Annotated in this window: 13 protein-coding genes; 3 read left to right on the top strand and 10 right to left on the bottom strand. The window is 63.2% G+C overall.

What is annotated here, in order from left to right; all coding sequences use genetic code 11:
- The first annotated feature begins 18 nt into the window (after positions 1-18).
- The 3 genes from AB3X07_RS19365 to AB3X07_RS19355 are packed head-to-tail and all read left to right on the top strand — an operon-like array spanning position 19 to position 3,258.
- Positions 19-870, top strand: coding sequence for a class I SAM-dependent methyltransferase (locus tag AB3X07_RS19365; protein WP_369940415.1), 852 nt, complete (start codon positions 19-21; stop codon positions 868-870).
- Between the two features lie 47 nt (positions 871-917).
- Complete coding sequence (locus AB3X07_RS19360) at positions 918-2,021, top strand: hypothetical protein (protein ID WP_369940414.1); 1,104 nt, start codon at positions 918-920, stop codon at positions 2,019-2,021.
- Positions 1,960-3,258: a hypothetical protein gene (locus AB3X07_RS19355; RefSeq protein WP_369940413.1), complete on the top strand. Its 1,299-nt coding sequence runs from the start codon at positions 1,960-1,962 to the stop codon at positions 3,256-3,258. Before AB3X07_RS19360 ends, AB3X07_RS19355 begins: the two co-directional genes overlap by 62 nt.
- Positions 3,259-3,305: 47 nt before the next feature.
- Here AB3X07_RS19355 and AB3X07_RS19350 read toward each other — a convergent pair whose 3' ends face one another.
- From AB3X07_RS19350 to AB3X07_RS19305, 10 genes are all read right to left on the bottom strand, one after another.
- Entirely contained in the window at positions 3,306-3,929 is a 624-nt protein-coding gene (locus AB3X07_RS19350; RefSeq protein WP_369944818.1) for an SGNH/GDSL hydrolase family protein, read from the bottom strand.
- Positions 3,930-4,072: 143 nt separating this feature from the next.
- Entirely contained in the window at positions 4,073-4,477 is a 405-nt protein-coding gene (locus AB3X07_RS19345) for a GtrA family protein (protein ID WP_369940412.1), read from the bottom strand.
- Positions 4,478-4,631: 154 nt separating this feature from the next.
- Positions 4,632-5,921, bottom strand: coding sequence for a hypothetical protein (locus AB3X07_RS19340; RefSeq protein WP_369940410.1), 1,290 nt, complete (start codon positions 5,919-5,921; stop codon positions 4,632-4,634).
- Positions 5,922-6,096: 175 nt separating this feature from the next.
- Positions 6,097-7,404 carry an NAD(P)/FAD-dependent oxidoreductase gene (locus AB3X07_RS19335; RefSeq protein WP_369940409.1) on the bottom strand — a complete coding sequence of 436 codons (1,308 nt, stop codon included), beginning with the start codon at positions 7,402-7,404 and terminating at the stop codon, positions 6,097-6,099.
- 30 nt (positions 7,405-7,434) lie between these two features.
- The gene (locus tag AB3X07_RS19330; RefSeq protein ID WP_369940408.1) at positions 7,435-8,379 is read right to left on the bottom strand and encodes an NAD-dependent epimerase/dehydratase family protein; all 945 of its coding nucleotides are present in this window, start codon (positions 8,377-8,379) and stop codon (positions 7,435-7,437) included.
- 29 nt (positions 8,380-8,408) lie between these two features.
- Positions 8,409-9,080 (bottom strand): class I SAM-dependent methyltransferase, encoded by a 672-nt coding sequence (locus AB3X07_RS19325; protein WP_369940406.1) that lies wholly within the window; start codon positions 9,078-9,080, stop codon positions 8,409-8,411.
- Between the two features lie 28 nt (positions 9,081-9,108).
- Positions 9,109-9,837: an SDR family oxidoreductase gene (locus AB3X07_RS19320; RefSeq protein WP_369940404.1), complete on the bottom strand. Its 729-nt coding sequence runs from the start codon at positions 9,835-9,837 to the stop codon at positions 9,109-9,111.
- Between the two features lie 2 nt (positions 9,838-9,839).
- On the bottom strand, positions 9,840-11,147 hold the full coding sequence (locus AB3X07_RS19315) for an FAD-binding oxidoreductase (protein ID WP_369940403.1): 1,308 nt from the start codon (positions 11,145-11,147) through the stop codon (positions 9,840-9,842).
- A complete protein-coding gene (locus AB3X07_RS19310; RefSeq protein ID WP_369940402.1) occupies positions 11,147-12,535 on the bottom strand; it encodes a UbiA family prenyltransferase in 1,389 nt (462 codons plus the stop codon). Before AB3X07_RS19310 ends, AB3X07_RS19315 begins: the two co-directional genes overlap by 1 nt.
- Positions 12,536-12,644: 109 nt before the next feature.
- A complete protein-coding gene (locus AB3X07_RS19305; protein WP_369940400.1) occupies positions 12,645-13,631 on the bottom strand; it encodes a lysylphosphatidylglycerol synthase transmembrane domain-containing protein in 987 nt (328 codons plus the stop codon).
- Positions 13,632-13,637 lie beyond the last annotated feature (6 nt).

Raw genomic sequence — 13,637 nt, 5'->3', positions numbered from 1 at the left:
GACGTGCGGAGCGACGAGATGGATGATCAGCAGTGGTACCAGCGTATTCTTCGTTCAATCGACGACCGGTCGCTTGGGCTGCCTGGATTCCCGTCGGCCTATCAGCAGGAAGTCTTCGTCGGTAAATCGAATGAAGCGGCCCTGGCCGAAGCCTTCACGTTCTACAAGATCGTCAAGGCGAGCAGCTATCCGCTTCGCAGCAGTTCCAGGGTGCTCGACTTCGGTGTTGGTTGGGGTCGCATCATTCGCTTCTTCCTGAATGATGTGGATGTGACCAATCTGCATGGCGTCGACGTCGACGAAGCCATTCTCGATGTGGCCAGGACGACGGGGGTGCCGGGAACCCTGCGCAGCATAGGAACCAATGCGCGTCTGCCTTACGACGACGGCTACTTCGACGTCATTTACGCATTTTCTGTGTTTTCGCATCTTTCGGCGGCATCGGCATCGTTCTGGCTGCGCGAACTGATGCGTGTGCTCAAGCCGGGTGGCACGCTCGTGATGACGACCACGACCGATCATTTCCTCGAGTTGTGCCAGGCCTGCTCGCTCAAGCAGGATGGGCGCAACCACTACGAGGAGGACTATGCAAGGATGTTTGCCGATCCTGCAGATGCGCGCCGCCGCTACGCTGCAGGTGAGCATGTGTACGCTGCGGTGGCGGGGAATGCGGATGTCCTTGAAGCGGATAACTATGGTTGGGCGGCCATGCCGCCGGCCTTCGTCGAAAGGGAGATCGGAGCGCTGGCCGCTGCGATCACGTTCGTCGACGATCCTGGCTTGCTGCCGCAAGGTTTCTTCACTGTGCGCAAGAAGGCATCGCTCGCTCAGAGAATAGGGCGCAAACTGCGTAACCTGACGTTGGGTTGATCCGGGTTCATCGCGCACATCACTACAGACGGGGCGCTGGGGCAAGCATGGAACATGGCAAGGTGAAGGCCGGTACGGAGTCGATGACGACGTGGGGTTGGGGTGCTTCGGTGCTCTCCTGCGTTCTGACGGTGCTGATGTTGACGCCTTTCGCCGCGACGATGCCTTTCGTCGGCATCGATGGATCATGGGCACACGCGCTGAATGTCGCGACGGCGCAACGCTTGCGCTTCGGGTCGGACGTCGTCTTTACGTTTGGTCCATTGGCATCGGTCTATACCGGTGTCTACCATCCAGCCACCGACGGTTTGATGCTCGGTGGGGCGTTGCTCATCGCCATCGCGCTTTTCGCCGGGCTGTTCGCGGTCGTGTCTCCGCAAAGGCGCACGCTGTTGCTGCTGCTGCCGGTCGTCATCGGTCTTGGATGGGGGCGCGATGCGGTATTTCTGTTCCTGCCATTGCTGCTGCCCTATGTCGTCGTGCGAGGAGTGGAGCGAGGCAAGCCGTTCACGGCGACCTTGTGCATCGTAGCGGCCGCCATGGCCATGCTGCCTGTGGTGAAGGGTAATTTCGGCCTGATCGTCGCGTTTGCGACGGCGATTGCGCTGATTCTCTGTTGGCGCTCTTCACGGAAGACCGCGATCATGATCGTCGTCGTCCAGTTGATCGCCATCGTGGGCGTTTGGTTGATTTCCGGTCAGGCGTTGATCGATCTGCCGCGTTATCTCCTGGCGCTTGGGCCGATGCTCGCGGGGTACACCGATGGCATGTCCGTGGAGGGGCGTGCGCTCGATGTGGTCGTCTTCATGGTGGTTGGCGCATTTTTGTTGGCGATCTCCACGCTTGGTGGGCTCCGTCGTCACTGGTACGCCCCAATCCTGGTTGCCGCCTATCTGTTCGTCACCTTCAAGTCCGGGTTCGTTCGGCACGACGGGCACGCGCTCGTCGCCGCTGTCGCCCTGGCGTTTGTCGGGCTTCTTCTTTGCCTGGCGCAGGGAGGCCGCGCGGGCGGTCTTGCAGTCATCGCAGGCTTGGGTGGGGTGGGGGTTGATCTCCAGCGCCTACACGTCGGTCACCTGGGACACCTCGATGGCGAGGTTTTCCGTGATGGTCCGCCACCCAGCGCACGGCATCTGGCTGCGAATGACTAAGCCAGGCATATTGGCTGAACATTTCGAGGGCAAGATCGCGTACATGGGCGCGACGCCGCCGTTCGCCGATTACAGAGGGGCCGCCGACGTCTATCCGGCGGAGCTGTCACCGATGCTGGCGGCCGGCGGAGCCTGGAAGCCGCGTCCGACGCTGCAAAGCTATGCGGCATATTCGCCTTCGCTTCTCAAAGCCAATGCAGCGCATCTGGTCAGTGATCCGCCGTCACGCGTGTACTTCAAGACGGCTCCAATCGACCATCGCTATCCTTCGCTGGAGGATGGCGCTAGCTGGTTGGCACTGCTTGGCAGTTTCACGCCGAAAGCGCTCGATGGCGGGTATGCGGTGCTCGAGCGGGCTGATCCCATCAGGCCAGCGCTGGTCCCTCAGGCGCCGGTGCAGGTGAGTGCCATGCTGGGCAAGGAAGTGACAGTGGTGGGGTCGGACCAGCCGGTTTGGGTCACGATGGACATCAGGCCTACCCTGGCGGGCAAGCTGTTCTCGATGCTCTACAAGGCGCCCAGGCTGTCACTGCGGGTGCGCTATGAGAACGGCCAAAGCGCGGACTTCCGGCTTATCGCGGGCATGACCAAGACAGGTTTCCTGCTTTCACCCACCGTTGCAGACGCCAAGGAATTCGTTGCGCTCGGTTCGCTGCACCGTGCAGACCTGCTTGGCAAGCGTAAAGTGGTCGCATTCACCGTGGTCGGTGACAGTGGCACGCGGCTCCTTTGGGATCTCGACTATCGCGTCGGCTTCGCGCGCTTGGATATCCCGTCGTCGATCGAAGCGGACGCGGCGCTGGTCGGATCGAGAGCGCCGAGTCCCGTGCCTTCGTCGTATGCGTTAGGTGGTGATTGCAATATCGATGATGTCGATGGCCGCAAAGTCACCGCCGCGGCCATGGATCTTTCCAGCGGCGTGGTCGTGATCAGAGGTTGGGCCGCGCTCGACAGCGCAAAGGGCATACCGAACAAGGGTGTAAGTTTGCTTGTCACCGGGCGCGATCTGGTCACGCATGTGGTGCCGGCTGGCCGCGTATCGCGTCCTGACGTAGCCGCCTATTTCAAGCAGCCTACACTCGAGTATGCGGGCTATGAGGCTTATGTGGATGTTCGGCAGCTCCCCGCTGCCGCGCAGATACGAGTCGTCCAAAACAATGGCGCCCGGCAGTTGCTCTGTACCCCCGCAATGCTCACCATTCAGCGCACGGATGACATGCCGGTACTGGTCAGGTGAGGCCAGGACCCGTAGAAGGCTCGACGTCACCCTTGGCGCCGGCCATGTTAGTGGCCGACCTGGGCGGGCACGAATAGCGGAATCAGCTTTTCCAACACCAGTTGGTGTCCCTTCCGGTTGGGATGGTTGAACTGGGCCATCAACTGTGCGCGGTCGCCGCTGTAGGCTTGGAACGCCGCCAGGCTGTCGGCTACCGGTACGTCGGTCAGCGCGCCTAGGTTCCGGATCATGATTGCCTGCGCAAGGAGCTTGTCACCCGGCAGTTCAGGAGTCGCCTGCATATCCCAGGTGGGCGTCAGCAGCACAGGACATGCGCCTGCCGCACGGGCGGCGCGGATCATGGCGGCCAGATTGCGGGCGGACTCATGCAATTCCAGGCCCCGATCGTTGAGGCCGTAATCGATCAATACCACCCTGGGATGATGGTCCAGCGCGTCGCGCTGGAACCTGGCCAATCCCCGCGTGGAATCTTCTCCTCCCACGGCTGCGGTGATCACGTTGAGTACCGCGTGCGGGTAGGCCGTGGCCAACGCGTCCTCAAGCAACCGCGGATACGCATCGCGCTTGTGTACGATCGGTGCGATGCCATAACCGGCGGGGACGCTGTGTCCAAACGCTACGATGTTCACCGTGCTGTTGTTGGGCCACTCCACCCGCAGATCACGAATCACTTCTTTCAAACACTGCGGACCGGTCGGTGCTGTAGCTTGCATCGTTGCGGGCGCGGGCGCAGAGGTGGGGGCGGGCGCCGGACCGGGCGCAGGATGACAGCCTGCGATCAGGTAGCACATCAGGAGGATTACGCTGAGTCGAGTCATGTGCGGAACGACAGGTGCTTGTGGCCGAGGTAGCTGGTAACGACCGGAACGACTACGCCGATGGCGTGCGCAATCGTTTCGTTGTGAAAGTCGACGCCTAGACTCGGCAACAGCCAGCGCGCGAACAACAGGCTGATCAGGATCGTTTGCACGACTGCGGCGAGATTGATTGCGATGAACCACAACACTTGGTGATGCAGACGGTTCCCTGCCTCGTTGAACACGAATAGTTTGTTGAGGGTGAAGCCGGTGATCAAACCCAGACAGAACGCCGCAACGATCGCGGGCACATAGTGCAGCCACTGGCTGAATACGATGCGCGAGCCGAAGTTGACTGCTGCGGCGAGGCCACCGGCGGCCAGGAACCGAAAGAACTGCTGGGAAAGGGCAGGAGTCTTCATCGGCCGACTGCTGTCTGCGGAATCCTGTGGCCTACCCGGATGGTCGTCGAACAAATCGAGGGCACCCACGGGCTGCCCGTCTGTGCTTGCGTGCGCGAGCATGACTGCGGGCCGGGTCGCGGGCTTCTGGCCGGAGAGGGGCGTGAATGGCTGCTCATCGCCCGTCCTTGGTCGTCTTGGCTTCTACGGTGACGCCCCACCCGGGAGGGTTGACCGGAACCGTCTGGGGGCCGGGCAGTTCGAGCTGCCTGGCGTGGGTCCGCCATGCGTAATCGATGAACGCGTTTCTTCGCATGTACTGTTGGTTGGTGACGGCAAACAAGCAGATCAGTGCGGCGGTCATCACGGTCGCATTCGCTCGGCTGCGCCTGTCGGCGGCAGAAAGCGCAAGCCATACTGACCACCACCAGACCACCTTGACCAGATAGAAATAACGGTCCGCTGCGGCAAGTGCATACAAGGGAGACGCGTCCTTCATTCTGGCCACGGGCGCGAAGACCTCGATCGCAGCAAACGCGATGAATCCCATTACGATCAAGCGGGCGCGCCCATCGATCTTTTTGGAGAGCACTAACGTCCCGATGATCAATGCATACAGAAGGATCCAGGCCGTTCCCGTGAGAAAGTCGCTGCCAAAGGTGTGGATCGGCACGAGCTCGGTGAAGGTGGCCTTTAGCGTCGGGACCAGGCCATGTTGTATGCCGCTCTCCGCCGGGGGGTTGGTGACCAGCACGATCGTCTGCACCACCCCGCCCAGCGCCAGGGCCGAAAGCATGCGCCAATCGCGGTTGGCGGCAAAGCCACTCAGGGCGCCATCGAAAGGATCCACGGCAGACCGCTTGGCGATCCAGCCGGCCGCGAGCATGCCCATGACGACAGCCGACAACAGAATCGAAAAGGGGCCTGTCAGCGCGATGAACAGGATGGCAGCGGCGCGCAGCCAAGAGGTGCTGATTGTGGCGCCTCGCTCCGCCGGCGCAAGGCAGTAGGCGGCCATCGGAAACTGCAGGAACCACTGCGCGTTTGTGATCGTGCCGAAGATCTCGCCACTGGTCGGCACCGCAAGCAGGGAGAGCGCAGTGATCCAGGCAGGAATGTACGCTTGCAGCCGCTTGCAGGTAAACGCGAGCGCTGCCGTGCTCACGATGATGGCGCAGGCGTTGTAGATCAACGGCGCCTTCGCGGAAGGTAGCCAGGATGCGATCCACGCCACCATTCTGGGGATGGCGTGCAGGTAGCCGGCATACGGGGTGAACAGCTGCGGCAGAGCATTGCCGAACTGGTCCTTGAAAAAGACAGTGGCATCCTCCGCCCAGAATTGCGGATTGCTCAGCGCATCGTTGCTCTTGTAGGCGATCGCGAAAAGGATGACCAGAAAAAACCCGATCTGACCCTTGAGCGTCCGGAACTGCCGGTCTGTCGGTGGCTTGGAGTGCAGAATCATTTGCGGTGATATCCGTTGTGCTTTTCCATGATGCGCTTCTACGCGTAAGCAACGACAATGGCGGGCGAACAGTGCGGCCACTGGCCAAGCACGGCGCGCGAGCCGACATTGATCGCCGCGGCAAGTCCGACGACGATCGGAAACATCGCGAACTGGCGGGACGACGAGGACGGCGTCATTCGCTGCCCGTGTCCGACGACGCCAAGCGGGCCAAGGTCTGGCCCACGGCGATGCTCTCGTTGATCGAGCGATCTTCCGGATAGTAATAGGCGGTGTCGGCCATGAAGAAACCGTCGAGCGGCGACCTCATCGGCGGCAGCATATTCTGGAAGCCAGGCGGGCAGATGGTTTGCGCGTACTCATAACGGTGACAATGGGTGGCGCGGATCCACTCGGGCTTGAACGCCGGGTTGATCATCGGCAGGTAGCCAATGACTTCTTCGATGAGTTGCTGATTGCTCCACTGCCACTTCGGATGGGTCTTGGGCATGTAGTAAGGCGCGTACACGATGTGCTCGCCGCGGCCCTTGCCGGGATTGAGGTTGCTGTACTCGATCAAGCCTGGGATCGCGATCCGATCGTCGCTGATGTTCATCCAGAAGTTCTCGCTGATCGGATGCGACAGCTTCAGGATCACGCACGCGACAGGAATGTTCTCGATGGCATCGATCTTGTCGGCATAGTCCTTCGGCAGGCCAGGCACCAGCTTGGGCACGTACTGGATCGGTGCCGTGGAAATGACGCGGTCATACGCATGGATTCCCTCGCGGGTACGGATGCCGGTCACCTTGCCCGCATCCGACATGACTTGCTCCACGGGCTGCCCGAGCAGGATGTTGCCGCCCAGGCGCCGGATTTCGTCGGCCATGCGGTCGAGCAGTACCGCCGAACCGCCTTCCAGGTATCCCATGCTCTCGTTGAACAGGTTGCGCCGGGATAGCGCCACGCGCTTGATGCGCGTGCCGATCCAGGACGCGGACAGGGCGTTCTGATACTCGAAGAACTTAAGCGAGAACGCCTTTTCCCACATCACCTTGTAGGCCTTCGGGCCGATCCAGCGCGTGATCCAGGCGCGCGCATTCTCCTTGTCCAGCTCGGTCCAATCCTTGATGCCCTTGGTGTGCATCACATGCAGGGCGTAGCGGACCTTGTCGATCAGCCCAAGGTGGGGGAAGCTGAGAAGTGCGAATGGAGTTCCCCACTTGTGCAGCTTGCCTTGGTAGTAATACCCCATCTTGGTATCCGTCCAATGCAGGCGATCGGACAGTTGCAGCTCGTCCAGTAGCTTGAATAGCGGATAGTCGGTCTTGCAGATGAAGTGGTAATAGCGCTCGATGCGCAGGCCATCGAAGTCGAAGTCCGCCGACATGCCGCCGATCCGGTCGTCGCGTTCGTACACGTCGACCGCATGGCCCCGCTTGAGCAGCTCCAGTGCTGCCATGAGGCCCATGGGGCCGCTACCGGTGATGGCGAATTTGCTCATTCGAGTGTTGTTCCGTCTGTCTTTGTCTGGTCAGCGCTGCAGCACGATGTGGCTGTAGCGTGGGTCGGTGTAGCTCTCGCGGATCGCATCCTCGAACGGCGTCTGCCGCACACCGAACACCGCTTCGGTGTCGACGCCCTTGAAATCATCGCCGGCGCTCAGTGCTTTCAGCTGGTCCGCGGTGAAAGGAGGCTTGCTGCTGAACAACGAATACGTGCGCAGCAGGAGCGCGAAGAAGCCGATCGGGATATGCACGATAAGCGTATGCAACTTCTTGACCCGCTTGATGGTGCGGATGATGTCCACGTAGTCCACGCGCGTATCGCCCACAATGTCGTACACCGCGCCATCCGGCTCCGTTTCGATGCACTTGACGATGCAGCGGCAGAAATCGCGCTCATACAGCGGCTGGCGCATGAACTTCCCATCGCCGGGGATCGGAAACACGGGGGTGCGCGCCATGAAGCGCGACAGCCAGCCAAGGTGCTTCGGGTCGAACCAGCCGAACATCAGCGTGGGGCGCAATACACAATGCGCGATGCCGCTGGCGCGGACCTGCGCTTCCTGCAGCTTCTTGGTTTCGGTGTAGTCATCGGTGGCGACCGAATTCACCACCGACGAACTGATGTGCACCATGTAGGGAACCCGATGCTCCATGCAGGCCTCCAGCACGCGCTCGGTCGCCTGCAGGTTGTTGCGGTCGAACAAGGCGCGGAACTTGCCGGTGATTTGTGCATGCAGCTGTACCACAAGGCGGGCGCCCGCGAACGCTTCGGTCCACGCGCCGGGTTCGGCGAGGTCGGCCAGTACCGTTGTCACGTCCGGGTGCAGCTTGCGCAGGATCTGGAGATTGTGTTCATGCTTGTCGATGGCGACCAACTGCGTATATCCCTGCTGCTTCATCTCGACGATGAGGTTTTGCCCCACCAGGCCAGCGGCTCCGGTCAAGACGATCTTGTCGCTTTTCTGTGCCATGGACGGACTCGGAAACAGTGAATGAAGGATCAGCCGCGCTTGTACGCGACGACCAGCGCCTGCTTGCCAAGAATGTGCCAGGCGAGCGGGATGCGCAGATACAGCGACACCAGCCAGGGGGCCTGCGGCAGCCGGCTCTTGGTGGTATAGGGCAGGAACTTGGGGATCACCACCTTCGGATCCAGCCCCGCCATCAAGACGCCTTCGACCAGACTGCGGTCGCTCAACGCGGTGTGGTGGTCGAAGTAATCCCAGTATTCGGCGTACAGGAAGCGGATATTGGGTTGCAGGATGATCGCCCTGCCGCCCGGCTTGAGCATGCGCGCGCTCTCCCGCAGCGTCTGCAGCACCAGGTCCTTGCTCGGCAGGTGCTCGAGGAAGTTGCTCATGAATACGACATCGACGCTGGCACTGGGGATGGAGCTGACCGCGACGCACGATTCGTTGATGATGCGGATGCCGTCGGCGGCGAACTTGCGCACGTCGGGATTGAGATCGACGGCAATCTTGTTCGCGGCCTGGATGTTGTTGATGAACTCGCAGTAGCCCGCGCCGATGTCCACCACGGTTTCATTCGGCCCGACGAATCGGCTGAAATATTGCCTGCACAGCACTTGCCAGATCCGGTTCTTGTTGGCGAGTTCTTCTTTGGGGAACCGATGTTGGTAGAGCACATCGAGATCTTGGTCGATATCAGGCATCTCAGCACTTCCTTGGTGGACGGGGTGGTTACAGAGAAATACGACGAAAAACGAACTCTGGGATGTTCTTGATCACCATCATGATGGCCCACCAGAATCCAGGCAGGTACGCAACGGCGCGGCGGCGATCGACGGCGCGCACGATGCCCTGGGCGATCTGGTCGGGCTTGGCCCACAACGCCCCCTTCTTGAAGGCGGCGGTCATCGGCGTGTCGACGAAGCCCGGCTTGATCGTGAGGACGTTGATCCCGGCCGGTCGTAGGCGCTGGCCGAGGCCGCTCAGGTAGGCGCTGACCGCGGCCTTGGCGCTGCCGTACAGATAGTTGCTGGCGCGGCCGCGATCGCCAGCCACCGACGAGATCACCGCCAGCGTCGCGCCAGCCGCCAGACGCGGTGCCAGTGCAGCGCACAGTGCGATCGTGGAGGTGCCGTTGGTGGCGAATTCGCGCAACGAAAGCTCGACCGAGGCGTCGCAGGCAGCCTGATCCGGCAGGGTGCCATGGGCGATCAGGACGACGTCCACGCCGCCCAATGCCGCCCATGCGGTGTCGAACACTTCGCCGTGGCGCGCGCCGTCGTTGACGTCGAGCACGCCCGTGCTGGCCTTGGCGCCGCGCACGGACAGGTCGGCCGCAATCGCGTCCAGGCGCGCGGCCTGGCGGCCGAGCAGATGGATCGCCGCGCCACGTGCGGCATAGCGTCGGGCAGTGGCTTCGGCGATGGCCGAGGTGGCGCCGATGATGAGGACGCGTTGCATGTCTACTCCGTGACCCGGCGCCAGAAGCCGGAAGAAAAGCGTGGATCTAGATACTCAGTGAATTCCCGCCAGCGGCCGTAGGCGCGCTGGAACGAGGCTGCGCTCATCCGCGCGTCCTTGGCAGGGTACAGAGCGCCGCCGGCCGCGTCGACGATGCGGTCCAGCCGCTCCAGCAGCCGGAACACCTCCGGGCCGCTATTGGGGAAATCCAGTGCGAGGGTGGTGCCTGGCCGGGGAAACGACAGCATGCCGAGCGAACGCGCTGCGCCGAATTCCTTCAGTACCGCCAGGAACGAGCCGCTGCCGCTGCGCGCGATCTCCGCCAACAATGCGTCCACCCCGTCTCGGGCGGCGGCCGGCGGCAGGACGCACTGGTACTGCAGAAAGCCAGCCGGGCCGTACATGCGGTTCCAGTTGCGGATGCCGTCCAGCGGATAGAAGAACGGCAGCAAGTGGCTGACGAAGCGTTTGCGCGGCGCGGGCTGGCGCCAGAAGTACAGCGCGTTGAACGGCCGCAGCGACAGTTGGTTGACCAAGGAGAACGGCGGCGTCAGCGGCATGGGCAGACCCGCGCCGGGGGGCTTGGGGCGTTCGTCCGGCAAGCCCTGGCAATGGTCGGCGCGGGTGAAGTGGCCACGGCCGCGCGCGCGGCCGCTGGCCAGGCAGTCGATCCAGGCGACACTGTATTCATGGGTGTCTGCAGACGCTGCCGACAAGGCGAAGAACTCGTCCAGCGAGCCGAAGCGGATGTTCTCCGTCTCCAGGGCGGCGCTCGCGACCCGGCGCAACTGGAGCTGCACCCAGGTGATGAGACCGGTCAATCCCAGGCCGCCGACGGTGGCGGCGAACCAGCCTTCGGCATCATCGTCGGGGGTGCACACGCGGCGCGCGCCGTCGCTGCGCAGCAACTCGAAGGCGCGCACATGGTGGCCGAAGCTGCCGGTGCGGTGGTGGTTCTTGCCGTGCACGTCGTTGGCGATGGCCCCGCCCACGGTGACGTAGCGCGTACCTGGAGTGACCGGCAGGAACCAGCCCTGCGGCAAGGCCAGGTCGATGATCTCGGCCAATGTGACCCCGGCTTCGCAGTGCAGCAGGCCGGTTGCCGGATCGAATCCGATGAACCGGTCCAGGCTGCGCGCGCACAGCAGGGTGCCGTCCGGATTCAGGCAGCTGTCGCCATAGCTGCGGCCGTTGCCGCGCGGGAGCGCGCGACCGTCGAACGGAGGCAGCGCCGCCGCCCGATCGCCGACCGGCAGCAACACCTGCGTGGCCTTCGGATAGCGCCCCCAGGCTTGCCCCGCGTCCGCCATCAGATCGCGCTCAGCGCGAACAGCCCGCATAGCGCGACCACTATCTGGCTGACCCTGTCGGTGGCGGCGAACACGATGGGGTCGTCGTGCATGTCGCCGCGGTGCGCGATCACCCAGACTCGGCTCACCCAATACAGCAGCACCGGGCAGATCAACCACAGCACCTGCGGGTGGCGATACAGCGCCACGCTCGCGGGACTATTGATGTACAGCGCCATCACCATCACCGCGATGTAGCCGGAGGCGGCACCCATCGATTGCAGCAGGGACAGGTCCTCCACCGAGTAGGCACGCCCGCTGGCCTTGGTCCTGCCAGTGTTCAGCATCGCGTGCAGTTCCGTATAGCGCTTGAGCAGGGCTAGCGACAGGAACATGAACATCGAGAACGCGAGCAGCCAGAACGATAGTTCGACGCCGATCGCCATCGCGCCGCCGATGATGCGCACCGTGTACAGCGCGGCCAACAGGACCACATCGATCATCACGATCCGCTTCAGGCGCAACGAGTACGCCAGCGTCATCACGTAGTAGGCCAACAGCACCAGGGTGAATTCCAGGTTGCAGGCCAGCGACAGCGCGAGTCCGCCCAGGGTCAGTACCGGAGCGGCGAACAGGCCATGCAGCAAGGGAATCTGGCCAGCGGCAAACGGGCGCCGGCGCTTGCGCAGGTGTTGGCGGTCTGGCGTGAGATCGAGCAGATCGTTCAGCACGTACACGCCGGAGGCGCACAACCCGAATGCGATCAGCGCGATCGCCGCCTGGAGGACCGACTCCGGGTCCAGGAAGCGGTGCGCGGTCAGCAGTGGGACGAAGACCAGCAGGTTCTTCAGCCACTGATGCAACCGCAGCGCCTTCAGCCAAGCGCGGCCACGCGGCGGTGCGGGCCAATGCGCGTGCACCGTGGTGCGCTGCGCGGCGGCCCTGCTGAGCGCGGCACCGTTGTTGACCACCCAGGCACCGCCGGCCTTTTCCCAGACATGCAGGTCCACCGTGCCGTTGCCGGCATAGTCGAAATTGCCGGTGCCGAACGCGTCGACCAGGACATCGGCCTTGTTGCGCCCGGAGAGATTGCGTTTGCCGTCGCTGGCGATCACCTGTTCGAACAGGCCGAGATAATCCGCGATCGGCTTGACCAGCAGGGCGTCCGAGGCCGTGCACAGCACCCGCGGGCGCTGCGTCGTGGTGCGCAGCAGCTCCAGAACCTTTTCGTTGTAGGGCAGGGTTTCGGCAGGCAAAGAGACGCGCGACGCCAGTTCTCGCTTCAGCGCCGCCTTTCCACGCAGCAGCCATAGCGGCAGCATGAACAGGTACAGCGGGTTGCGTGCCAGCAGTGCGAGTACCGACTCGTAGAGAATATCCGAGTTCAGCAGGGTCCCGTCCAGATCCACGCACAGGGCGCGCCCCGAAACTACCGGGAGTTGGGGCAGGGAGCTGGGGGAGGGGGCGGGCATTCGAGGGCCTGGCGATCCATGGCGGGCCGCGATTATACCCAGTGGATCAGGTGCTCTCGTCGCGGGGCAGGAGTTCGGCGCGGATCATCGCCAGTGCCCCGACCAGAATGGCGTACCACAGCGTGACCAGGCGTGCGGCCACCGCCACCGCGACCGCGTCCGCGGTGGCGATACCGAGGCGGTCGAGCATCAGCACGATCGCAAGTTCGGTGGTGCCGACACCGCCTGGTACGAAGGACAGTGCGCCGACCAGCATCGCCAGCGGGTAGATTCCGAACGCCACACTGGGATCGAGGTCCAGTCCCATCCCCAGGCACAGCCCCACGAACACCGCCGAGGTCAGGCCCCAGGCCATCAACCCCGCGAACATGCTCTGCCCGAACTGGCGAAGGCCGAGGCAGCCACGCACCTCCTTCGCTGCTGCCAGCGCGAACTGCGCCGGCCGCTGCAGCCAGCGGCCAGGGAGCCGACCGGCCAGATCCGTCAGCCTGTTCAGCAGCGGCGGCCAGGCGGCCGCGCCGAACAACAGGCCCACGAAGGCCAGCACCACGGCCGCCAAAACGCCCAATGTGGGAAACACCGGCGCCGCCAACAAGGACAGCGACAGGATCACCAACAGGTCGGACGCGCGCTCGAACACGAACACAGCGATGGTCCGTCGCGCCGGCACACCCAGCCTGGCGAAATAGCGGATACGCAGCAGTTCGCCGGCCTTGCCAGGTGTCGCGGTCAGCGCGAAACCGGCCAGATAACCGGCCAACCCGGCGGCGAACGGGACCTGATGGCCGTAGCGCCGCAGCAACCAGCGCCAGCGCCAGTACCGGAACAGGTAACTGGCGGTGACGGGCACTGTGGCCAGCGCCATCAGGTTGGCGACCTCGCTCAGCCGCGAGAAGGTGCCGTTGCCGCGGTCCAGCCAAAACAGCGCTGCGACATAGCCCGCGCTCAATAGCAGCACGAACATGGCAAGGTGATCCATGCGCCGTCGTGGCACCTGCACGCCGTCGTGACCGGAAGGCGGCAGCGGACTCATTGCTAC

The organism is Xanthomonas sp. DAR 35659, assembly GCF_041242975.1.
Taxonomy (GTDB): Bacteria; Pseudomonadota; Gammaproteobacteria; order Xanthomonadales; family Xanthomonadaceae; genus Xanthomonas_A; species Xanthomonas_A medicagonis.
This window is presented reverse-complemented; position numbering and strand designations above follow the sequence as displayed.

Excerpts from the sequence above, each read along its gene's own strand:
- AB3X07_RS19330 (WP_369940408.1), bottom strand. The coding sequence starts at position 8,379 with ATGGCACAGAAAAGCGACAAGATCGTCTTGACCGGAGCCGCTGGCCTG.
- AB3X07_RS19315 (WP_369940403.1), bottom strand. The coding sequence starts at position 11,147 with ATGGCGGACGCGGGGCAAGCCTGGGGGCGCTATCCGAAGGCCACGCAG.
- AB3X07_RS19365 (WP_369940415.1), top strand. The coding sequence starts at position 19 with ATGGATGATCAGCAGTGGTACCAGCGTATTCTTCGTTCAATCGACGAC.
- AB3X07_RS19320 (WP_369940404.1), bottom strand. The coding sequence starts at position 9,837 with ATGCAACGCGTCCTCATCATCGGCGCCACCTCGGCCATCGCCGAAGCC.
- AB3X07_RS19360 (WP_369940414.1), top strand. The coding sequence starts at position 918 with ATGGAACATGGCAAGGTGAAGGCCGGTACGGAGTCGATGACGACGTGG.
- AB3X07_RS19355 (WP_369940413.1), top strand. The coding sequence starts at position 1,960 with ATGGCGAGGTTTTCCGTGATGGTCCGCCACCCAGCGCACGGCATCTGG.
- AB3X07_RS19305 (WP_369940400.1), bottom strand. The coding sequence starts at position 13,631 with ATGAGTCCGCTGCCGCCTTCCGGTCACGACGGCGTGCAGGTGCCACGA.
- AB3X07_RS19340 (WP_369940410.1), bottom strand. The coding sequence starts at position 5,921 with ATGATTCTGCACTCCAAGCCACCGACAGACCGGCAGTTCCGGACGCTC.
- AB3X07_RS19325 (WP_369940406.1), bottom strand. The coding sequence starts at position 9,080 with ATGCCTGATATCGACCAAGATCTCGATGTGCTCTACCAACATCGGTTC.
- AB3X07_RS19345 (WP_369940412.1), bottom strand. The coding sequence starts at position 4,477 with ATGAAGACTCCTGCCCTTTCCCAGCAGTTCTTTCGGTTCCTGGCCGCC.
- AB3X07_RS19335 (WP_369940409.1), bottom strand. The coding sequence starts at position 7,404 with ATGAGCAAATTCGCCATCACCGGTAGCGGCCCCATGGGCCTCATGGCA.